This window comes from Alteromonas sp. 4NH20-0056 (assembly GCF_057539655.1).
Map to the genome: position 1 here is coordinate 1 of NZ_BAAJLS010000013.1, position 21,153 is coordinate 21,153.

Here is a 21,153-nt window from a genome sequence, read left to right on the forward strand (position 1 = left end):
GTTGTGCGTTCCTATAAAATACAATGATGTTTACACGCTAAAAAAATATTTGTGTAATAAAACATGCGAAAAGAAGAATATTCATTTATTGTTACTGTACGTTCTTAATCGAGTTTTGCTTGTGGTTTTTACTCGTGCAGTATTTTTTTTAACGTTTATTCTTTTTTTCGCTAACGCAGCGTGGGCTGACCATGATGCGAGTGAAGACAACAGCGTTGTTGTATTAGGGTTAGTTGAGTTCCCTCCTTTAGTAATTCGAGACCCAGTTACTTATCAATGCTATGGCGCTGCGGTCGACCGATCATTATCGGTGCTGAACAAGGTCGGCATAAAAGTGCATGTTGAATGCATTCCTCCCGCTCGTTTGTTTGAGTTAATGAGGGCCGGTAAAGTTGATATTACAATAAACGTCAAAACCACAGGTGCATTAGTAAACTATGTTAAGTTTGCCGATACGCCGTTTGCGAATTTAGCGGTTGGTCATCTAGTTAACGTTGAAGTCGATGATGACAAATCGATTACAGCAATTAGGGGGTATGACTATCATGGTTTGCGAAATGAGTTAATTGGGAAGGGGTATAAGTTCTTTGATGTGACCAATAGTATCGATGCAGTAAACCTATATGCGCGAGGGCGAACTGCAAATCTACTTACTTATATGGCGCCTTATGAGTATTTTCTTGATATGCACCCCGCTACGGTAGTTAATTCAAAAATAGTAACGAGTCGCGCCATTCCAACTTATTTCGCAGTATCAAATGTATCCCCGAAACAAACCACTTTAATCAATTTATTAAACGAATATGCACAAAAAAATCATCTTAACTTCTTCGTGAATGGAGAAGAGTAGTGGTGATTTTTTATTTTAATCATTAAAAATCAATAGCTTGTATCGTAAGGTTAACGAAAGGTTCGTGAGTAAATAAACCTATAGTCTTAATTCCATGAAATCGATTATTTATCTTTTATGGATGGAACTAGTAATGTTTGCGAAGCGGAACGTGATTACGAGCAAGCCTGCTCTATATAACTTTTTTCAAGATTGCTCATTGGTGAAGATGGTTAATTTACTCAATGAAGCAGTTGTTGTCGTTAATGGTGTCGGCACAATAGAAATTACCAACTCTTTAACGTCCTCTCTTTTAGGTTTCGAAAAGAACGCATTATTAGGAATGAGCCTATTTGATATAACCTGCGATGAAACCGCAGGCTCTCATGCGTTTATTAGCCAAATGTTACAGCAAGAGATAAATGAAACGCGCGCCCGCTCACCATTTGAACTTACCTTATGCGGAGCTGACAGCAATACGATTGTGAACGTAGAGATGTCTATCTCTTTGCTGCCCAAAGAACTCTATAGCGACCAACCTTTATTTATATGTGTATTTCGAGACCTCACGTTACAACATGCCGAAATTGCAGCACTGGAAACCCGCGCGAACACTGATTTTTTAACAGGGCTTGCTAATAGACATAGATTCTCAGAATACTTCGAAACGCAGTGGAATGAATGTGAGCAGGAAAAGAGCCCCATTAGCCTAATCTTTATTGATGTTGATCATTTTAAAAAATTCAACGATGAATTCGGGCACGTCGCCGGCGACAGGTTTTTAAAACGTATCGGAGAAACCATAGCGTTAACAGTCCCAGAAGCCTCGTCATTAGCTGTGCGTTACGGTGGGGAAGAATTCGCTATCGTTCTTCCAAAATGTTCACCACAAACCGCTCAACTGCTAGCCATAAGAATTAAGCGCCACATCTCACAATTGTCTACGCGCCACTTTTCATTAGTACAAGAAGCGCAAATCACGGTAAGCATTGGTGTGGCTAGCCAAGAAAACGGCAGGTATGAGGATAAAGATGCACTGTTGCGCGCCGCAGATGCTTTGCTATACCAAGCAAAGTCACAAGGAAGAGATCAGATTTGCTTCTTATCATAGTAAAACTAGGTATCTACCAATCGCGATAAAAGCGCTTTATCAAAAGCGCTTTATCAAAAGCGCTTTCTCGACTTGACGATATTGTTTTACATTATCGCGTGTATTAGGTTTCAGGACGGTTAAGTATTTGCGGGTCTTGGCTAACAAATACTTGGTCTTTTGGCACCGTTACCAGCTTCAAACATATCGTTTCTTGGTCGGCGTCAGAATCAATTATTGTGAGTGTCTGTCCATCACTTGAAATAGCGCACTGTAAATCGTGGTTTGGGTCACCGGTTATTTCTGGTTCGATAAACTGTAACGTGTTGCTATTTTCTTCCAAGGTGTAAGTAATTACAGTATTCGGTTGCGTTACGGGGGTAGGCGATTCTGTTGGCTTTTTTTCGCTGTCGTATATTGTGTATTTGGCTGGTGATACCGTTGTATCTACAGACACGGTGTAGCTAATTGTTGTTACTGTCATTTAAGTACTCTTATTGTTATGTAAAAAGGGTGGAAAGACTGCGTCCATGGCATTTATTGTCCGTAATGTTTTTTCCACGTCATCGTGAAGCCCTGCACATTGGGCAGCGTACGCATAAGCAATGTGGTAATTCGGTTTCGAGCTTACCTTAATAAGTTCATTTGAATAGCCAAGCAGCGACTTACATCGTGTCGTATCGCTGTTTTCCATGTTCTCTTCAAAAGCTTGCCTGATTAATGCAATGTGTAGATTAATAACACGTTCATTATTATTTGTGTAAATCGTCTTGGGGGTGAGTAAATCGCTCGATGCGGGTAATGCAAGCACAGCGTCTAATGTTTGACGGCTTGCCTGCCATTTTCCTGCATTTTGAAGATACCTAATATGATGTAATTGAAACGTTATCGATTCGGGTTTTTCCCGCAAGTACTCACGCACGTTACGTTCATGCTCAGTAACGACATGTTTCTCTATGTTAACGTCAGCATTTGTTGATAACGTAAGTAACAACGCACTAATTTTTATCTCATCGGTTTTCCATGCGCTATTGTTTGGGTCTTGTCGTAGCGCAATTGCTAATATATCGTGGGCTTTCATTAGCGTGTCTATTGCTGCTTTATATTTGCCCGAAAGCTGCATGATCTCGGCCTGCCGCACTAAGGTGTAGGTGTACGCTTCTACTATTGCCGCATTGTTTGGCGACTGCTGTAGTAGTGCGCTAAGTATCGCTACGGCATTTGATATACTCATTGTTGCGTTTGTAATATCACCTTGGTTGAGTTGACTAGACGCTACCCATGAATATGTATCAGCAATATAGGTTTCGGCTAAAACCGTGTCTTGTGCTTTAGCGGCGTATTTCTCTTTGTAAGAAAGCGATTGCTGAAAATGCGCTAAGGCCACGTTAAAGTTGTATTCCTTATACGCTAAGCTACCAAGTGAATTGTATGCATAAGCCACTTCTAATACGGCGTCGGCATCGTCGGGTAACAAGGAAAGGAGTGCTTTACTGAGTGTTAAGTATTGTTGCATTGCCCGTTGTGCCTCGACACTACGGTTCGCCTCATATGCAATATGACCTAACCAAAAGGCATTCGCGCCTGCCGCTTTTAATAGCTCAGTGTTATTAGGTTGTTCATCGAGTAACGTGCGTAGCCTTCGATCTGCATCTTCATAATGTGATTTCGCTGTGTCTATGTCGTCTCGATAGAACCTGACTTCTGCCATTGCCTGCAATGACAGCGCATGCTGAAACCTTAATTCAAAGCTGGCAGAGGGGTGTGTGATATTGAATAGACCGTTACTGCTATGTTGTTGAGCATTCTCAACATAAGAGATGGCCTGATTGCTGATCCCTTCCAAGAGATCCATACGTTTTACGCTTCTCAACGTGTTGGCAAAATCACCAATCATAAAGCCCATCAAGTTTTCAGCTTCTAGTCGTTTACGTTCGGCAAGGTCCTGTGATTCAAAACTAAAAAGCATTGCGCAAAAAGAGATAACCGTAAGGCACGCTAATGCGCCGACAGTCGTTCGCTTCAAAAGCCTTTTCTGTTTTTGCTTTTTTTGCGATGCAGCGATTAAATGCCTCTCGTTGTCAGAAAGTTTCACGCTGCCATCTGCAAGTAGTGCAACAGCATCAGATAGTGGCTTGCCCTCAGTCAGTAAAAAGGCCTGGCTTCGCTGGTCATCTATCCACTGTTTCGTTTGCTGTTCAAGCCTACGCTTGCTTACCAGTGCGCTTTGGTGTTGTTTAAGCCAATCTTGAACGCGATGCCATCGCCTTAGTACCGCTTCATGTGCAACTTTAAAACACGGTTTGCTTTGGTGTAACTCAGACACAAACAGACGACTTTCAACCATTAATTCTACAAATGCGATATGTGAATCGTCTTCAAGCTCATCCCATCCTGCGGTTCGGCTTGTTAAGTTGCGACCGTCCTCGGTTATCTGAACAATAAGGGGAAGTACGTGCTGCAATGCGTTTTGAACGTTTTGTGGCATCGCATCATAACGCTGCTCAGCGCGTTGGCCGATGGCGCCGTCGATGCCCCCCAGTTTTTGGTAGGTATCATGCAGTAGCGTGTTCCCGTTTTTCTGCATATACAGTTCTTGCAACGTGTACTGCAGCAGTGGCAAGCAATCGGGTTGTAACGACGCATCGGCAAGAATAGTATCATCTAATGTAATGGTACTTTTGTCGTCTTGTTCCCATTCCAACCCAGCTGCTATCGCGGGCAGTCTTATCATCTGGCTAAGTTCACCTGACGTTGGTGGGGTAACATCAAAGTGTGCGCCACGGTCTTTATTGCGCATTAAGACAGGAAAGTTTGCCAGCAAAGGGTAAAAGTCGTTACGAGACACCAGAAGCAACATAAAGACGCCGCTTTGAGAGAGGGCTTCTAATAGCGCAAATACGCGGTTCTTTTCAGCATCATCCACCGCGTTCGTTGTTAGATACACTTCCAATCTGTCGATAACAATAGCAAAACAGGGAAAGGCGACGCGGTCTATATCTCCGGCGGCTTTAATACCTTTTTTGGCAAGTTGCGCAACGTGTTCTGGGTTATCCAACATTAACGTTGAGAGTGAGTCGGCGCTCTCACCTTCAAAAACAGGTTTGTCGCTAATATCCCAATCGAGCATTGAGGCGGCTAACTCTTTGATGAGGGCCTTTGGAGTAAGATCAGACATGTCGATGCTAACGTAATCGAGCGCATAAATACCGCTACCACTTTTTTTATCAAGAAGTTTGGGTAACACACCTGCATGTATGAGTGAGCTTTTTCCTGAGCCGCTAGGGCCAATGACTAAAGAGAACGGTCGCTTTCTGGTGCATTGGTCAGCAAGTCGAGTAAGCAATCGCTGAACAAGTTCATGCCGGCCAAAGTATATTTGACTTTCAGCGGTTGAAAATGCCTTTAAGCCGGGAAAGGGGGAGCCTCCTTGCCAGTCTGTTTCGCTAGCGCGCGTTTGCTCGCTGCTTACAAATTGGACCGGCGCAATAATGCGGTAGCCTCGCTTTCGAATGGTCTCTATGAAAAAGGGGGCACTTGCTTTATCACCTAGCGCTCGGCGCAGCTGTGTAATGGTTTTATGCAGTGGGTTGTCACCCACAGGGCCTTCTGGCCAGCATTGCTCTACGATATCATCGGCGCTGATTACCGTTCCGGCTTGCTGACATAGTAATAACAACACATCCATCGCTTTAGGCTCGATACTCTTCTTCGTTTTACCCAAATGTAACGAGTTAGATGTCGAGTCGACCAGCCAGTCTCCCAGCAAAAACTGATGCTTTTCCATTTGTCGCCCTAGATGAAAGACATTTATGATTACAATACCACGACATACTTTTACCGCGTGTAATAACGTATTGTGTCAAATCACAGATTTGTTGTATTAATAACATTATTAAATTCAAACTATTAACAATTAAATGTAAATAATTTAATTTTTTATGAAATAACTTTGCTATTCGAAAGGTCTTTCTTATTACACGTGCTTATTGTACGTCACGTTTGCAAATCTTATATCGAGGGTAAAATAATGAAACAAATAAACAAAACCACAATCGCTACGGCACTAGGTGCCGTTGTTCTTGGCACATTCGCTTCAACCGCAGCCGTGGCTGATACTAATCCTTTTAGTATGCAATCACTTGATTCTGGTTACAGTCAATTCGCTGCTGAAGGGAAGTGTGGCGAAGGCAAATGTGGCGGCGATAAAAAAGGTAAAGAAGGGAAGTGTGGCGAAGGTAAATGCGGCGGCGACAAAAAAGCCAAAGAAGGAAAGTGTGGCGAAGGTAAATGCGGCGGCGATAAAAAAGCCAAAGAAGGTAAATGTGGCGAAGGAAAATGCGGCGGCGACAAAAAAGCCAAAGAAGGTAAATGTGGTGAAGGCAAATGCGGTGGCGACAAAAAGGCCAAAGAAGGGAAGTGTGGCGAAGGCAAATGCGGTAGCCTATAAGTTACAATTAGGTTATGCGTTAGCCTAAAACTATATTAGTTAGACGTATTCGCCAGTGGTCATCATTTTTGATGACCACTTTCATTAAAAGCGGAGTACTAAATGAAAGACGTGATTGGAGCCGGTCTTGGCTTTCGTCGAGAGATGCTTGATGAGCTACTTCCAGTGCTGCCTAAGGAAGTTGATTTTTGGGAAGTGGCACCAGAAAACTGGATCCCACTTGGCGGAAAGTACTTATCGCAGTTTGAACAAAGTATAAAGCAAGCCCCCTTTACCACTCATGGTCTCTCGCTCTCTATCGGCAGTCGTGACAAATTAGATATCGAGTTTGTTAAAACGGTTAAGCGATTTCTTGATGCCAATAATATTTCACTCTACAGTGAGCACTTAAGTTACTGCTCTGGCGATGGTCATATGTATGATTTAATGCCCATTCCCTTTACTGCCGATGCAGTAAAGCACGTTGTTGAGAGAATTAAGACCGTTCAAGACATTATCGAACGCCCCCTTGTATTGGAGAATGTATCGTATTATTTATCGCCTAGCGATGAAATGACCGAACTTGAATTTACCCAATCCGTGATTGAAGAATCAGGGTGTTTGATGCTACTGGACGTGAATAACGTGTATGTGAACAGCATTAATCATAAGTACGACCCGCGCGCATTTATCGCAGGCCTCCCCAGTAATAAAATCGTCTATGGGCATATTGCAGGTCATTATGATGAAGCGCCAGATTTAAAAGTAGATACGCACGGAGCCGCAGTTATTGCGCCGGTATGGGAGCTTCTTGAACATGCTTACCTAACTCATGGTGTATTTCCAACCTTGCTAGAACGCGACTTTAATATCCCATCGTTAGAGACCTTGCTTGACGAAGTGCGCGATATAAAGCGTATCCAAACCCGTGTAAAAAAAATGCATGCTGACAGTGTGGAGAAACTCGCATAGTGAGTCTATTTAGTGAACTTCAAGACACGTTTGTAAAAGCGATAAAAGACCCGTCAACTTATACACCGGCCAACGATGATGAGGCCAGAAGAATGGCTATTTACCAGTCGTTATTTTTCAACAATATTAACGGATTCGTAAGTTCAGGCTTTCCGGTATTAAAATCATTGATGACAGAGGCTAAGTGGGAAAAGCTAGTTAGGCATTTTTTTACTTCTCACTCTTGTCGCACGCCATTTTTTGCAGAGATAAGTAAAGAGTTTGTCGAGTACCTTTCATCAGACTATGTCTGCGATGATGAACTGCCTCCTTTCGCCGCAGAGTTAGCGCATTATGAATGGCTAGAGCTTGATATAAGTATCAGAAAAACAGAGCGTAAGATTCATTTTTTTAATGATGACATATTGCCTAAAAAGGTATGTGTGTCACCACTTGCTACGCTCGCGTCCTATACATTTCCGGTACATCTTATTGGCCCCGACTATCAACCCGATGTAGTGTCCAACGAACCGCAATTTTATGTCGTATACCGAGATAGCGCGTCAGAGGTGCAATTTTCACACTTGAACTCAGTTTCAGCGATGCTGTTTTACACCATAGAACAAGATGAACTGGGAGTAACGATTGAGGAGCTTCAAACAAGTTTGGTGAGTCAATTACCTCAGATACCTGAAGAGACAGTAGTAAATGGCATGCGTCATACGTTATTTGACATGCTGACAAAAGGCATGTTGTTAACTGCCTGACAACCGAAGCTTGAGTAATATTTAACCTAGATATTTTTGCTCAATCGCAAGAGAGCCTCTCGCCGCCTTTTTTATCATTAATTTTTCCCTGTTCTGTCGCGAAAGTAACCGATTGATGACATTTGCACTGTCAATCGTGCGTGCTTTCGATTAACATTTACGACCATTTTTTTGTTCATAAAATTGTTTAGGTAGTGCAAATGGCTGACAATTCAGATTTCAAAGAAGTTTACAACAAGTGGTATTTCCTCGCATCATTGGTTACTTTGCTTGCGTTTCCGTTGATGCATATCATCTGCGGTTGGTTTACCTTCTGGTTATAAAGCAGAGACTCAAGGCATAATTGTGACTGCAGAATATATTAAGTCAGTAGTAAAGACCGTACCCGACTATCCAAAGCCGGGTATTTTATTTAGAGATGTAACAAGCGTTTTGGAAGATCACAAAGCGTTTAGTAGCTGTATTTCATTATTGCTAGAGAAATTCCAAGGCATGGGGTTCACCAAAGTTGCGGGTACCGAGGCAAGAGGTTTCTTGTTCGGCGCGCCACTGGCAATTGAAATGGGCATTGGTTTTGTACCCGTTCGTAAGCCAAACAAACTTCCTCGTGAAGTGGTTAGTGAAAGCTACGAATTAGAATACGGTACTGATACCCTTGAAATACATAAAGATGCCATCGAACCGGGTGACAAGGTATTGTTAATTGATGACCTTCTTGCTACCGGAGGCACTATTGCCGCATCAGTAGCACTTATTCGCCGCTTAGGCGGAGAAGTGAACCATGCCGGTTTCGTTATCGGTTTGCCTGATTTAGGCGGTCGCGAAAAACTAGACGCACTTAATGTAGATAGTTTCGCACTGTGTGAATTTGAAGGCGAATAAGGAAAAGTAACCAAGCAATGAGTTATCAGGTCTTAGCACGGAAGTGGCGTCCAGGAAAGTTCAGTGAACTGGTAGGGCAAGAGCATGTTGTCTCTGCTATTTCTAATGCCTTAGATAATGATCGTCTGCATCACGCGTACTTGTTCACAGGTACACGTGGTGTGGGTAAAACAACCATTGCGCGAATTTTTTCCAAAAGCTTAAACTGTGAGGAAGGCCAAGGTGCCAATCCTTGTGGTCAATGCAATACGTGTAAAGCAATTGAACAGGGGAACTTCGTCGACCTTCTAGAGATAGATGCTGCATCAAGAACGAAGGTAGAAGACACGCGAGAGCTTCTAGATAATGTGCAGTACAAGCCCAGTCGTGGGCGTTTCAAAGTGTACCTTATCGATGAAGTTCATATGCTGTCTAAGCACAGTTTCAATGCGTTGCTTAAAACGCTTGAAGAACCACCCCCTCATGTAAAATTTTTACTTGCTACCACCGATCCTCAAAAGCTTCCGGTTACGATCCTGTCGCGCTGTTTGCAGTTTAATTTAAAAGCATTATCCCGCGAGCAGATTGTCGGGCAGCTTACGCATATTCTAGAGCAAGAGTCGCTTGATTTTGAAGTGCCGGCGTTGTCTCTTTTAGCGCGAGCTGCACAAGGAAGTATGCGAGATGCATTAAGCCTGACTGATCAAGCCATTGCGCAGGGCGGAAACGCCGTTATGGCCGGCGTGGTCACCGACATGCTCGGTTTAATGGATAAAAACCAGCTATTGAAGTTGTTGCATGCCGTAGTGACCAAAACGCCTGCCGACGTTATGGCAATTGTCGAGGATATGGCCGACCAAGCGCCAGATTACGACCAAGTTCACGCAGAACTTGGCAGTATGTTGCATCAAATTGCGCTTACCCAGTGGGTACCAGAAGCATGTAAGCTTGAAACAACGTCGGCGAAAGCAATTTACCAGCTAGCGAAAAGCATTCCGGCTGAGCAAGTTCAGTTGCTGTATCAAATTACGTTGCAAGGAAGAAAAGACCTTCCTTTCGCCGCTGACGGGCGAAGCGCATTAGAAATGACACTGTTGCGAATGATGACGTTCGCACCTGATACTCCGATCCCCGATCCACAAAGTGAAATAAGCAATGGAGAGGTATCTCCGTCACTTCCGATTAGTGGTAAAGACGAGAATAGCGTTACATCAGATGCCTCGCCAATTTCCCACAATAGTGTATCTCAACCAACAAGCAACCCTTACGAAAGTAAGGATAGCGCTGAGGTAGTTTCAGAAGCGACTACTTCAACGTCCCAGATACATCAACAGGTAAGCGGAGCGTTGCGAGAAGTTAGTCAACGCGATGAGCGTGTTGAGCCTACGGACGACGATACAAAACGCTCTCATGACGGCACAGCACAGGGTAGTGAAGATAGTAATATTACATTGGTGGAAAACAGTGTTTCTCAGCATGAGCACCAGATAAACACACAGCCGCTTCAGCAAAGCCAAAGCGAGACAGACTATTATGGTGGAGATGCACCTCCATTAGATGCTTATTTTGATGACGCTTTGCCTCAGCGTGACGATGAATACAACGGCGATAGTGTATTAGCGCATGGCTCATCGGCATTGGCGCAAGAGCCGCAAGCCAATGACAGCGTATCAACTGCATCATCTACATCACCAGAAGAGCAGCTTACCTCTACCGCCGATATGCTCGCCTTACGACAGCGTCTAAAACAGCGTCGTGAGGAGGGGCTTGCATCAGACGTAAAAAAGTCTGAAGCGGTCAAAGAGACAGACGATTTTGTTAGTCGCCTGTCTCGTGCTAAGGATGAGGAACGTCGCTCGCGAGAGGATTCTGGCGAACTACAGAAGGTCGCTCCCCCAGTCACGCAAACGACCGACAATAATGATCCACCGCCGTGGAACGTGGATGCGAGCGCTGATGAAGGTTACCGTGATGATGATTTTCATGCCGACCATGATGCTGATGCACCATTTGCTTTGGCATCTTCAACCGATACAGCGCAAACGCTTATCAAAGATACTGATAACAACGCTCAGCCTGAACAGGTTGATGATATCGCGCATGTGAACGTTGCCGAGCAGAACTTAAGCGTTCAAGCGTCTGATAACCATCAGGTTACTCATGAGCATGACGACAGCAGTGTTGATAGTAATAGTACATCGTTCAATACCACAACCTCTGCCCATAGTGAAAACAGCACTGTTGCATACAATCAGAACAACACCGTTAACTATAATGGGCCACTAACTGCCTATTTAAATGACGGTCAAAAGCTCCTGCACGCTAGTCAAATTGACGCGTGGAGTAATCTCGTTGAACAGATGCCAGTTGCTGGCTTGTTAAAACAGCTTGTGTTACACGCGGCATTTAAACAAGAAAATAACCAGATAACGCTTGAAATTGACAATAGTCAGGCGCATCTATTAAATGAAAACAATAAAGCGCAACTTGTCTCAGCGTTACACCAATGCGTAGGCAACAGTGTAAATGTCGACATTGTGTTAGGCACGCCAGACAAAACACCTTTTGGTTTGCAGCAAGAAATTCAAGGGATGCGCCACGCGCATGCACACACGGTTATAAAGACCGATGAAACAATACAGTCGTTACTATCTACATTCGACGCTTCAGTCATCACCGATACGGTAAAGGCAAGATAGTAGCAGTTTATTAAGCACCCAAACTAAGCGAGAAAGAATATGTTTAAAGGTGGAATGGGCAATATGATGAAGCAGGCGCAGCAAATGCAAGAGCGCATGCAAAAAGCACAAGATGAATTAGCTAAACTAGAAGTAACTGGTGAGGCGGGTGCGGGTATGGTTAAAGTTACCATGACGTGCAACCATAATGTTCGTCGTGTCGAAATTGATGAGTCGTTGATGGACGATGATAAAGACATGGTTGAAGATTTGGTTGCTGCTGCGTTTAACGATGCCGTTCGCCGAGTGCAAGAGACCAGTAAAGAAAAAATGAGCGGCGTAACGGGCGGAATGCCGTTACCTCCAGGCTTCAAAATGCCGTTCTAGTTTTTGCTTCGCCGCTTTCCATTATAAACCGTGGGAAGGGGGGCAAAGCAGAGGTACTTTAAAAAAGACGCTAGTGCAAACTAGCGTCTTTTTTATTACAAGCGCTTCGTTTACTAAAATACGTTACAACAGCGTTGTCAGTAAGCTTTCAATATGGCGAAATAAACATGCATTTCAACAAATTTATGCGATAACAATGGTTATAAATAAACGGTTTAACGCCTAAATCAGTATCAACTAATAATGCGCCGCTACGCTGTGTTTTTCTTACCTTCTTAGCCAGCATAACGTATTATCAAACCGCTATTTTTGCCTTATATTTTCATTGGAAGGATTACACCGTGCTACGGAAAGGCCTAGTAAGCTCGACACTTATTTTACTCTCCATTGCAATGATTGCATTCATATTCAGTATTTTCGAACTGTTCAGTATGAAGACTGTAACGGTAGACCCCAAGCTTAGGGAGATTTCAGGGATTGAGTTTGATAAGTATAAGCGAATGTGGGCAATAAATGACGGGGGAGATGGACCGAAGCTATACATGCTTAATAAAGACGGCTCGATAGCTCGAGAAGTTACCGTAACTAACGCAAAAAATGTTGACTGGGAAGACATGACACAAAACCGGTTTGGTCATTTCTTCCTTGGTGATTTTGGTAATAACGATAATGACCGACGATGGTTGACAATTTATAAAATTGAAAACCCCATAGATATAAAGACCGATACCACGGAGGCTGAAATCATAAAGTTTACTTACCCCAAAATGGGCGAGGGTGAGATTAAACCAGAAGATAAAAATTATGATTTAGAGGCATTTGTTGAATTTAATCGTCACCTTTATCTTTTTACGAAAAACAGAACAAAGCCCTTCGACGGTATTACCAAGCTGTATCGCGTGGGCGATCATGCCGCTAATTTCGATGCGGAACTTATCGGTGAATTTAAAACCTGTACTACGCTTGAAAAATTATGTTGGATAACGTCTGCAGCAATGAGCCCAGATAGAACTAAGCTGGTGTTGCTAGATTCAACCAGTGTGTGGCTGTTTGAAAATTTTGAAGACGATAATTTTTTTAGTGGTGATATATCACGTATCGATTTAGGCGTAGTGACACAGAAAGAAGCGGTAACGTTTTACGATGACAATACCCTTGTTTTTACTGATGAAGAATTCCAAGGCTTGGTTGGTGGGAATATTTATGAAGTTAAACTCGACCAGGTGAAGCGTAACGTGATTAAATACCGCCAAGAAGATGATAGCAATGAACAATGAAGTAGTCTCATTATGAAGTTTAGCCCCTTACTTGCAGAGCTAATTGAAGCACTAACTTGCCTGCCTGGTGTTGGCAAAAAAAGTGCACAGCGTATGGCCTTTCATTTATTAGAGCGAAACCGTAAAGGTGCGCTGGATTTAAGCAATGTACTGCACAATGCCATGGACCATATTCATCATTGTAAGCGCTGCAGAACGTTTACTGAGGATGAGCTGTGCGATATCTGTCGCCACCCTGAGCGCGAGGCGAGTGGGCTGCTCTGCATAGTTGAGAGCCCTCAGGACGTATTGGCCATTGAACAGACGCTCAGTTACAAAGGGCAGTACTTTGTGTTGATGGGAAGGCTATCTCCTATTGACGGGGTGGGGCCTGAAGAGATAGGGCTTAGCGAGCTTGAAAAGCGGCTAGAAGCAGGGAACATTTCAGAAGTAATTTTAGCGACCAATCCTACCGTGGAAGGCGAAGCCACTGCGCATTATATTGGCCAAATATGTGCTTCACATGATGTCGAGGCATCAAGAATTGCGCATGGTGTGCCGGTTGGAGGAGAGCTTGAGTATATTGATGGGAATACGCTTACTCATGCGTTTTCAGGACGAAGAAAACTATAACGCGGTGTGTATTCGCTGCAAACCGCCTTTTTGAGCTAGAATTCCGCATAAATTTTATGGGTAAAGGTTGAAAAGTGAGTCAGCCGTCCTTACTTGTTTGGATGAAGTGTGATCCATTCAACGAGGAGATATTGGATTATGGCTGAAGCAGCCCATAAAGAAACCCACGGTTTTCAAACAGAAGTAAAACAGCTTCTGCATCTAATGATTCATTCTTTGTACTCAAACAAAGAGATCTTCTTACGCGAGTTAGTTTCTAACGCAGCCGACGCAGCAGACAAGTTGCGTTTTAAGGCGTTAGAAAATGACAGCTTATATGAGAACGATGGCGACCTTAACGTTAAACTTAGTGTTGATAGCGAAGCGAATACTGTGACCATTACTGATAATGGCATTGGTATGAACCGCGATGACGTTATTGCAAACTTAGGTACCATCGCAAAATCAGGCACCAAAGATTTTTTCAGCAAGCTTTCGGGTGACAACGCGAAAGACTCTCAGCTTATTGGTCAGTTCGGCGTAGGCTTTTACTCTGCGTTTATCGTCGCAAGTAAAGTCGTTGTGCGTACACGTGCTGCTGGTGCAGACACATCAGAAGGTGTTGAGTGGACGTCAGAGGGTGAAGGTGAGTTTACGATTGCTGAAATCAACAAGCCTAGCCGTGGTACCGAAATTACATTATACCTTCGTGAAGACGAAAAAGAGTTTGCGGATGCGTGGCGTCTTCGCTCAATCGTAAGTAAATACTCTGACCATATCAGCATTCCAGTGCAAATGTGGAAAGACGAAGTACCTGAAAGCGAAGGGCCTGATGGCGAAAAAACACCTGCACAGCCAGGTGAGTGGGAAGTGGTCAACAAGGCAACCGCCCTATGGACTCGTGAAAAATCAGACGTTTCTGATGAAGAGTATCAAGAATTCTACAAGCATATTTCTCACGATTTTGCCGATCCCCTTTCATGGGCGCACAACAAAGTAGAAGGTAAAACAGAGTATACCAGCTTGTTGTATATCCCTTCTAAAGCACCATTTGATATGTGGAATCGCGAACAAAGCCACGGCTTAAAGCTGTATGTTCAGCGTGTATTTATTATGGACGACGCTGAGCAGTTCATGCCAACGTATTTGCGTTTCGTTAAAGGGTTGCTAGACAGTAACGACCTACCACTGAACGTATCACGTGAAATTCTTCAAGATAACAAAGTAACGCAAGCACTGCGTCAAGGTTGTACTAAGCGTGTGCTTCAGATGCTTGAAAAAATGGCGAAGAACGATGCCGATAAGTACCAGTCTTTCTGGAATGAATTTGGTAACGTATTGAAAGAAGGCCCGGCTGAAGACTTTAGTAATAAAGAGAAGATTGCTGGATTGCTTCGCTTTACATCAACAGGCACAGAGTCTGATGCGCAAACGGTATCGCTAGCCGATTACATTGAGCGCATGAAAGAAGGCCAAGAAAAAATATATTATGTTACTGCTGATAGCCTTCAAGCAGCGAAGTCTAGCCCACACCTTGAGATCTTCCGTAAGAAAGGGATTGAAGTATTGCTAATGGGCGAGCGTATTGACGAATGGTTAATGTCTCACCTTACTGAATTCAACGAGAAGCAGTTCGAGTCTATTGCAAAAGCAAACTTGGATTTAGGCGACTTAGAGGACGAAGAAAGCAAGAAGGCGCAGGAAGAAGCAGAAAAAGAAGTTGAAGGTATCCTTGAACGCGCAAAAACGGCGTTAGGTGATAAGGTAGTCGACGTTAAGTTTACGCATCGTTTAACGAATTCACCTGCGTGTATCGTTGCAGACGATAACGGTATGACAACGCAGATGATGAAGTTGATGCAAGCTGCTGGTCAAACGGTGCCAGACGTGAAGTATCACTTCGAGCTTAACCCAGAGCACAGCTTAGTTAAAATGCTGGCGGATGTTCAAGACGAAGGCATGTTCACACAGTGGGTTGGGGTGTTATTCGATCAAGCGGCATTGTCTGAGCAAGGCAGCTTGAAAGACCCATCAAGCTTTGTGCAAAACTTGAACGACTTACTAATGAAGTTAGCTAAATAAGCATTAGTTTCGTGAAGTAAGTGTAAGAAAAAACGGGCTTTACGCCCGTTTTTTAGTTTTAGTAGCATAAATCATATTTGAAACGTTTTTTGTGCTATATTTTAGGTACTTAATATTTAGCTATATTGCGAATATGTCACGGTAACGCTGCTTGTGGCTACAGGGCCACCGCATGGTTTATAAGTTGAGTATATATTCGCCATTAGTCTTAAGATTAACCGTACAGTAGGGCTTATACTTGTCACTATGCCGTCTAATGTGTAAAGTGCCCGAAGTAAAAAGTTCAATAATCATAAGCGGAGAACGCACTCATGCGAATTATTCTTCTCGGCGCTCCTGGCGCGGGTAAGGGCACACAAGCTCAGTTCTTAATGGGCAAATACGGAATTCCTCAGATTTCTACGGGTGATATGCTGCGTGCAGCAATCAAAGCCGGTACTGAGCTTGGTTTAACGGCTAAGCGAGTTATGGACGAAGGTAAGCTAGTTTCTGATGAACTGATTATTGGTTTAGTTAAAGAGCGCATTGCACAAGACGATTGCAAAGATGGTTTCCTGTTAGACGGGTTTCCTCGCACTATTCCTCAAGCCGATGCAATGAAAGAAGCTGGCGTTAATGTTGATCACTGCATCGAGTTTGATGTGCCTGACGATGTTATCGTAGAGCGTATGGGCGGACGCCGCGTTCACCCTGCATCAGGCCGTGTTTATCATGTTGTCTACAACCCACCAAAGGTTGAAGGTAAAGATAACGAAACGGGTGAAGACCTTATTGTTCGTGATGACGATAAAGAAGAGACGGTTCGCAAGCGTCTTGCTATTTATCATGAGCAAACCAAACCACTTGTTAATTACTACACTGCAGAAGCTGAAGCAGGCAACTGTCAGTACCATAAACTAGATGGTACTCGTCCTGTAGAAGAAGTAAGCGCAGAACTAGCAAGCACACTTGGCTAGTAAGTCTGTTTATAAGAAAAGGTCGCGTAAGCGGCCTTTTTTGTTGCTTGTAACTTCAGTGTGGATCACGTTTAATAAGTAAAAGCTAATAGAGGTGCGTGGGAAAGGTCTCTCATTGGTGCCTACAACAATAATAAAAATACGGAGTTAACATGGTATTGCCGATTACAGCGTTTTACGCGAGTCTATTGGGTATCTGCTATTTGTACTTGTCTTTTGTCGTTATAGGCGCGCGTCGTCGACACAACGTAGGTATTGGTGATGGTGGGCATGAAGACTTAAATCGCTTAGCCCGTGCTCACGGTAACTTCAGTGAATATGTTCCGATTACATTAATCATGATTGCCTGTTTTGAGGCGAATACTGGGCAGCCTTGGGCCGTGCATAGCCTAGGAACAGCGTTATTGTTCGGGCGCGTTTTGCACGCGTATGGGTTGGGAAAACATGCGGGCGTAAGCTGGCAGCGTTTTTCAGGTATGATCCTTACGTTTCTTGCCATGCTCAGTGCAGCAATCGGCAACCTAATACTTATCCATTTTGGTATGTGACTGCATTAGTAAAAGCACACTATCTATTTAATAAAAATGCCAGCATTGCTGGCATTTTCCGTTTTACATTCTTTTTCAATAACTAATGCTGAAACACTCGTTAAAAAATAACGCCCGGGACACGCAGATGCCATCGAGCGCTATGCTGTTTACATGCTTTTAGAAGCGGTAACTTAACTTAGAGTATAAGAAGCGGCCTCTGGGGTTATGAACTCCTCCAACGTAACCATATAAGTCGCTATCACCATTACCTATTGCAAACGGTGGTTCCTCATCAAGCAGGTTATTTGCACCTAATACAACACGAAGGTTTTCGCTCATGTTGTAGCCAACCTGTAAGTCGACCAATATTTGCGAATCTACCGTGCGTGATGTGTTTTCTTCAAAGTCTAAAATACCGTCGAAGTTAATATCTGGTGTATCTTCAAACTCTCCCACAAAGCTTATATTAAGGTTTGCGTCAAACGACCCTTTGTTCCACGTTGTGCCAAACAACCAACGGTGCTCTGGGTAGCCATACTCACCAGTAAAATCTAACCCATTTCTCTCAAAGTTGCTCATGTATGACCAATCAAGGTTAAAATTAAGGTTACCGAACTCTGTCATGTCCATTGCATAGTTAGCGCTAAAGTCGACACCTGACGCTTCTTGTGATGATACATTCTGATAGGTATTAAAGATTTTTTGGATTACGCCAAGTGACTGACCATCTTGGGGTGCTAATCGAACACATACGGTGCTGTTCTGGTTATTACATTCTGCGTCATACACGAGGCCAAATTGCTGTTCGTCTATTTTGTTATCTTGCGTGATGCTCCAAACATCGACACTGATCCCAATTTCTTGAGTAGGAGCATAGATAACGCCCACATTCCAAGACTCAGACTCTTCAGCATCTAGATTCGGGTTACCGCCAAATTCGATATTATAGTCTAACGATTCGCAGTCTAACCCTGTAGCGTCGCAGCGATACCGGTCAACAAAGAACACACTTTTTTGAGATGGGCCTAATCCCACTTGTGCCAACGAGGGGGCTCTGAAGCCTTGTGCCCATGAAGCACGCAGAGTAACTTCATCGCTTGGCGCCCAGCGAAGGGCAACTTTCGGATTAGTGGTACTGCCAAAATCGCTAAAATGATCGTAACGACCAGCAACCTGAAGTTCAAGCTCGTCAGCTAACGGTATAGATAGCTCTAAATAAGCGGCATACTGGTCGCGCTCGGCTTGCGCAGAAACCGACTCGGTACCAAATATCAAGCCGCGTTGAAACTGAATGTCTGGCACATCAGAGACTTGCTCTTCTCGGTACTCGACACCGGCTGCCATCATAACTACGTCGTCACCGAAGGCAAAGGCTTCGCCAGAAATATGCGCGTCTACACTTGTCATTCGTGATTCACCACGACGAACAAGGCTGGTTGTAATTTCATCAATAACACTTTGCGGGTTGGTTACACCCCCAAAAGGGTTGTAGTTACCTAAATCAATTTGTTCTTGTAGCCAGTCAACACGAACCCAGCCTTGCGATTGGTCGCCACTTTGCTCTGACTTACTACGTCCTTTCTGTACTGATGCTTCCCAGTCATAATCGTTAAATTGACCACGAAGGCCCGCAACTAAGCGCAAGGTATCGGTTTGAATGTCCCAGCGGCGGGGGCCCGCGTCTACCGGGCGATAGCGTCCAATCTCAATATCTTGTCCAAAAGGGTTGTTGGGGTGTGTGCCAGGTACGGTAAGGCCTGCATCTTCGTCTAGTGGTGTCGCTGCACCGCCCGCCTCAGAGGTATTGTGTTGCATGGCTACTTCCATGAAGGCCGTCGTATCTGAAGATATTTTATAATCGAACTGTCCAATGAAACCCACCCGTTCTGATGCGGGTATGGTTAAACCAAACGGGCCGTAATCGAATAAACAGCTGCCAGACGCCGTTGCATTTTCAGGCGGGCAGTCTGGGTCGATAGTTTTTACGCCATCTACATAAAAATAACCGGGGTAGCCTCGAGATGAGCGAAAATCCATACCGCCATAAGGTGACTGATTGGCTGTTCCAAAACGTCCCATCTCATCTGCACCTAACTGACTATTGTTGAAGTAATCAATAATGACAGTGGCGCTACTTTTATCGCTTTGTGAGCCCCATAAAATGTTGGCAGTGGTTTCGTCGTAACTTGGCCCCGTTGTTCCCCCATAGCCCACGTTCACTTCAAGGCCGTCGTAGTCTTTTTTCAATACGATATTGACCACGCCAGCGACAGCATCTGAGCCATAAATAGCCGACGCGCCATCTTTAAGTATATCGATTCTTTCAATGGCAGAGACTGGAATGGCGTTTATATCAACAAATGAGTTGGTGATGCTCTCGGCAAATGCGCTGATAGCGACACGTCGACCATTGATAAGTACTAACGTGGCATCAGGGCCCATTCCTCTTAGCGAGACCGCGGCGGCACCGTTTGCTGTTGAATCTTGGCTATTGTTACGGGTTGAAAATGTTCCTGCGCCAGTGGCGGGCATTCTTTCGAGCAGTTGTTGTAGATTTTCGTATCCCATTCCTTCAATCATTGTCGCGTCGATTGATTGAATCGGTGAGGGGCCTTCCATATCCGTTCGCTTGATCCGCGAGCCCGTTACTGCAATACGCTCAACGCTTTTAGCGCCGTCCTCTGCTTGTTGTGCGAATACTGGGGTGACTACTGATAATCCTGTGAGCGCGATACCGACAGCTATCGCGCTACGCTTAACGCCATGTTTCATTATAATTTCCTTATTTTCCATTTTACGTGTTGTGTAGTAATGGCAACATGTACAAGCAACCTCATGTCGCCAGTAGCTGTAATAGCATCACTTAGACTAACGTTGCAATAGGAAAGAAAAAATAACGAACCATCAATTAGTTACAAATTATGTAAAACAGTGTTGACGATATTTTACGGTTGTATGTATATGCGCCCATCATGTTAAAAATGGGCACGTAAAAGAGGGTAAAATACACTAATCGAGCGAAACAAGAAGACGAGAAGTGCGAGGCAAATAATAATTGTCGGTATCCAATGAAAAGGCAACCGATGTGGCTTTTCCTTGTACTTCAGAGACAGGGATAAAGCCGTAATAGCGAGAATCAACACTGTTATTTCTATTGTCACCCATTACCAATATGTGCTCAGAAGGTACAGTGACGGCGTCGAAATGACGAGCTGGTGTGTCTACAGGAAGCAGTTTGATGTTTCGCTCTTCACCTAGCACCCGTTCAGCTGCGATAAATGAATCAGAATGTTCTAGTGTGGCGGTTGCACCGTTAATGGTAAGGGCGTTGTTGTGCAAGCTCACCACATCGCCCTCAATACCCACAACGCGCTTTACTAAGCGCTTATCGGCAGCACTGCTGTTGATAATAACGATATCACCTCGTGCTATTTCTGCTGTCTTTTTTAGTTCAACATTCGTGAAGGGGACGAAGATAGAGTAGGCCGATTTATCTACCACAATGCGATCACCTATTTGAATAGTGGGCTCCATCGAGCCCGAGGGAACATGATACCAATCTGCTACGCTGCTTCGAAACGAAAAGAGTAAAACAATAAACAGGAAAAATGGTGCGTTATTTCTTAGAAATGTACGTGCGGAATGTTTCATGGTTTCAGCCCTAATGTGACGTAGTGTTACTTAATTATCGCTAAGTAAAAAGTGTGTAATACACGTAAGAGCGC

At 44.0% G+C, this 21,153-nt stretch carries 18 protein-coding genes; 14 read left to right on the forward strand and 4 right to left on the reverse strand.

Translation table 11 applies throughout. The annotated features are described in order from the left end of the window. Positions 1-850, forward strand: an 850-nt coding sequence (locus tag AC27EZ_RS16795) for a hypothetical protein (protein WP_487136429.1), incomplete at its 5' end; no start/stop codon positions are given. A 133-nt stretch (positions 851-983) separates the two neighbouring features. Next, the gene (locus AC27EZ_RS16800) at positions 984-1,940 is read left to right on the forward strand and encodes a GGDEF domain-containing protein (RefSeq protein WP_487136430.1); all 957 of its coding nucleotides are present in this window, start codon (positions 984-986) and stop codon (positions 1,938-1,940) included. 103 nt (positions 1,941-2,043) lie between these two features. On the opposite strand, the gene AC27EZ_RS16805 is transcribed toward AC27EZ_RS16800, so the two are convergent. Further along, on the reverse strand, positions 2,044-2,403 hold the full coding sequence (locus AC27EZ_RS16805) for a DP-EP family protein (RefSeq protein WP_487136431.1): 360 nt from the start codon (positions 2,401-2,403) through the stop codon (positions 2,044-2,046). After that, positions 2,404-5,706 carry an nSTAND1 domain-containing NTPase gene (locus tag AC27EZ_RS16810; RefSeq protein ID WP_487136432.1) on the reverse strand — a complete coding sequence of 1,101 codons (3,303 nt, stop codon included), beginning with the start codon at positions 5,704-5,706 and terminating at the stop codon, positions 2,404-2,406. 243 nt (positions 5,707-5,949) lie between these two features. Here AC27EZ_RS16810 and AC27EZ_RS16815 point away from each other — a divergent pair, with 243 nt between their 5' ends. The 12 genes from AC27EZ_RS16815 (at position 5,950) to AC27EZ_RS16870 (ending at position 17,446) form a co-directional block, all read left to right on the forward strand. After that, positions 5,950-6,369, forward strand: a complete 420-nt coding sequence (locus AC27EZ_RS16815) for an HvfA family oxazolone/thioamide-modified RiPP metallophore (RefSeq protein ID WP_487136433.1) — start codon at positions 5,950-5,952, stop codon at positions 6,367-6,369. 102 nt (positions 6,370-6,471) lie between these two features. Continuing rightward, on the forward strand, positions 6,472-7,320 hold the full coding sequence (locus tag AC27EZ_RS16820) for an HvfB family MNIO-type RiPP peptide maturase (protein WP_487136434.1): 849 nt from the start codon (positions 6,472-6,474) through the stop codon (positions 7,318-7,320). Beyond that, positions 7,320-8,066 carry an HvfC family RiPP maturation protein gene (locus AC27EZ_RS16825; protein WP_487136435.1) on the forward strand — a complete coding sequence of 249 codons (747 nt, stop codon included), beginning with the start codon at positions 7,320-7,322 and terminating at the stop codon, positions 8,064-8,066. The genes AC27EZ_RS16820 and AC27EZ_RS16825 overlap by 1 nt, the downstream gene beginning before the upstream one ends. Positions 8,067-8,266: 200 nt before the next feature. Next, positions 8,267-8,389 carry a hypothetical protein gene (locus AC27EZ_RS16830; RefSeq protein ID WP_258313044.1) on the forward strand — a complete coding sequence of 41 codons (123 nt, stop codon included), beginning with the start codon at positions 8,267-8,269 and terminating at the stop codon, positions 8,387-8,389. Between the two features lie 22 nt (positions 8,390-8,411). After that, positions 8,412-8,948 carry an adenine phosphoribosyltransferase gene (gene apt, locus AC27EZ_RS16835; RefSeq protein WP_487136436.1) on the forward strand — a complete coding sequence of 179 codons (537 nt, stop codon included), beginning with the start codon at positions 8,412-8,414 and terminating at the stop codon, positions 8,946-8,948. A 17-nt stretch (positions 8,949-8,965) separates the two neighbouring features. Next, positions 8,966-11,626, forward strand: coding sequence for a DNA polymerase III subunit gamma/tau (gene dnaX, locus AC27EZ_RS16840; protein ID WP_487136437.1), 2,661 nt, complete (start codon positions 8,966-8,968; stop codon positions 11,624-11,626). Between the two features lie 39 nt (positions 11,627-11,665). Then, positions 11,666-11,992, forward strand: coding sequence for a YbaB/EbfC family nucleoid-associated protein (locus AC27EZ_RS16845; protein ID WP_421131881.1), 327 nt, complete (start codon positions 11,666-11,668; stop codon positions 11,990-11,992). 341 nt (positions 11,993-12,333) lie between these two features. Next, positions 12,334-13,269: a hypothetical protein gene (locus tag AC27EZ_RS16850; RefSeq protein WP_487136438.1), complete on the forward strand. Its 936-nt coding sequence runs from the start codon at positions 12,334-12,336 to the stop codon at positions 13,267-13,269. 12 nt (positions 13,270-13,281) lie between these two features. Continuing rightward, positions 13,282-13,881, forward strand: coding sequence for a recombination mediator RecR (gene recR / locus AC27EZ_RS16855; RefSeq protein ID WP_487136439.1), 600 nt, complete (start codon positions 13,282-13,284; stop codon positions 13,879-13,881). 138 nt (positions 13,882-14,019) lie between these two features. Then, positions 14,020-15,942 carry a molecular chaperone HtpG gene (gene htpG, locus AC27EZ_RS16860; protein WP_487136440.1) on the forward strand — a complete coding sequence of 641 codons (1,923 nt, stop codon included), beginning with the start codon at positions 14,020-14,022 and terminating at the stop codon, positions 15,940-15,942. 311 nt (positions 15,943-16,253) lie between these two features. Then, entirely contained in the window at positions 16,254-16,898 is a 645-nt protein-coding gene (adk, locus tag AC27EZ_RS16865; protein ID WP_487136441.1) for an adenylate kinase, read from the forward strand. A 152-nt stretch (positions 16,899-17,050) separates the two neighbouring features. Beyond that, a complete protein-coding gene (locus tag AC27EZ_RS16870; protein ID WP_487136442.1) occupies positions 17,051-17,446 on the forward strand; it encodes an MAPEG family protein in 396 nt (131 codons plus the stop codon). Between the two features lie 159 nt (positions 17,447-17,605). On the opposite strand, the gene AC27EZ_RS16875 is transcribed toward AC27EZ_RS16870, so the two are convergent. Together AC27EZ_RS16875 and lepB are read right to left on the reverse strand one after the other, a co-directional pair. Continuing rightward, positions 17,606-20,200: a TonB-dependent receptor gene (locus tag AC27EZ_RS16875; RefSeq protein WP_487136443.1), complete on the reverse strand. Its 2,595-nt coding sequence runs from the start codon at positions 20,198-20,200 to the stop codon at positions 17,606-17,608. 237 nt (positions 20,201-20,437) lie between these two features. After that, the gene (gene lepB / locus AC27EZ_RS16880) at positions 20,438-21,079 is read right to left on the reverse strand and encodes a signal peptidase I (RefSeq protein WP_487136444.1); all 642 of its coding nucleotides are present in this window, start codon (positions 21,077-21,079) and stop codon (positions 20,438-20,440) included. Between the last annotated feature and the right edge of the window lie 74 nt (positions 21,080-21,153).

Coding starts and splice junctions, on each gene's coding strand:
- AC27EZ_RS16800 (WP_487136430.1), top strand. CDS start 984: ATGTTTGCGAAGCGGAACGTGATTACGAGCAAGCCTGCTCTATATAAC.
- AC27EZ_RS16805 (WP_487136431.1), bottom strand. CDS start 2,403: ATGACAGTAACAACAATTAGCTACACCGTGTCTGTAGATACAACGGTA.
- AC27EZ_RS16810 (WP_487136432.1), bottom strand. CDS start 5,706: ATGGAAAAGCATCAGTTTTTGCTGGGAGACTGGCTGGTCGACTCGACA.
- AC27EZ_RS16815 (WP_487136433.1), top strand. CDS start 5,950: ATGAAACAAATAAACAAAACCACAATCGCTACGGCACTAGGTGCCGTT.
- AC27EZ_RS16820 (WP_487136434.1), top strand. CDS start 6,472: ATGAAAGACGTGATTGGAGCCGGTCTTGGCTTTCGTCGAGAGATGCTT.
- AC27EZ_RS16830 (WP_258313044.1), top strand. CDS start 8,267: ATGGCTGACAATTCAGATTTCAAAGAAGTTTACAACAAGTGGTATTTC.
- dnaX (WP_487136437.1), top strand. CDS start 8,966: ATGAGTTATCAGGTCTTAGCACGGAAGTGGCGTCCAGGAAAGTTCAGT.
- AC27EZ_RS16845 (WP_421131881.1), top strand. CDS start 11,666: ATGTTTAAAGGTGGAATGGGCAATATGATGAAGCAGGCGCAGCAAATG.
- recR (WP_487136439.1), top strand. CDS start 13,282: ATGAAGTTTAGCCCCTTACTTGCAGAGCTAATTGAAGCACTAACTTGC.
- htpG (WP_487136440.1), top strand. CDS start 14,020: ATGGCTGAAGCAGCCCATAAAGAAACCCACGGTTTTCAAACAGAAGTA.
- adk (WP_487136441.1), top strand. CDS start 16,254: ATGCGAATTATTCTTCTCGGCGCTCCTGGCGCGGGTAAGGGCACACAA.
- AC27EZ_RS16870 (WP_487136442.1), top strand. CDS start 17,051: ATGGTATTGCCGATTACAGCGTTTTACGCGAGTCTATTGGGTATCTGC.
- AC27EZ_RS16875 (WP_487136443.1), bottom strand. CDS start 20,200: ATGAAACATGGCGTTAAGCGTAGCGCGATAGCTGTCGGTATCGCGCTC.
- lepB (WP_487136444.1), bottom strand. CDS start 21,079: ATGAAACATTCCGCACGTACATTTCTAAGAAATAACGCACCATTTTTC.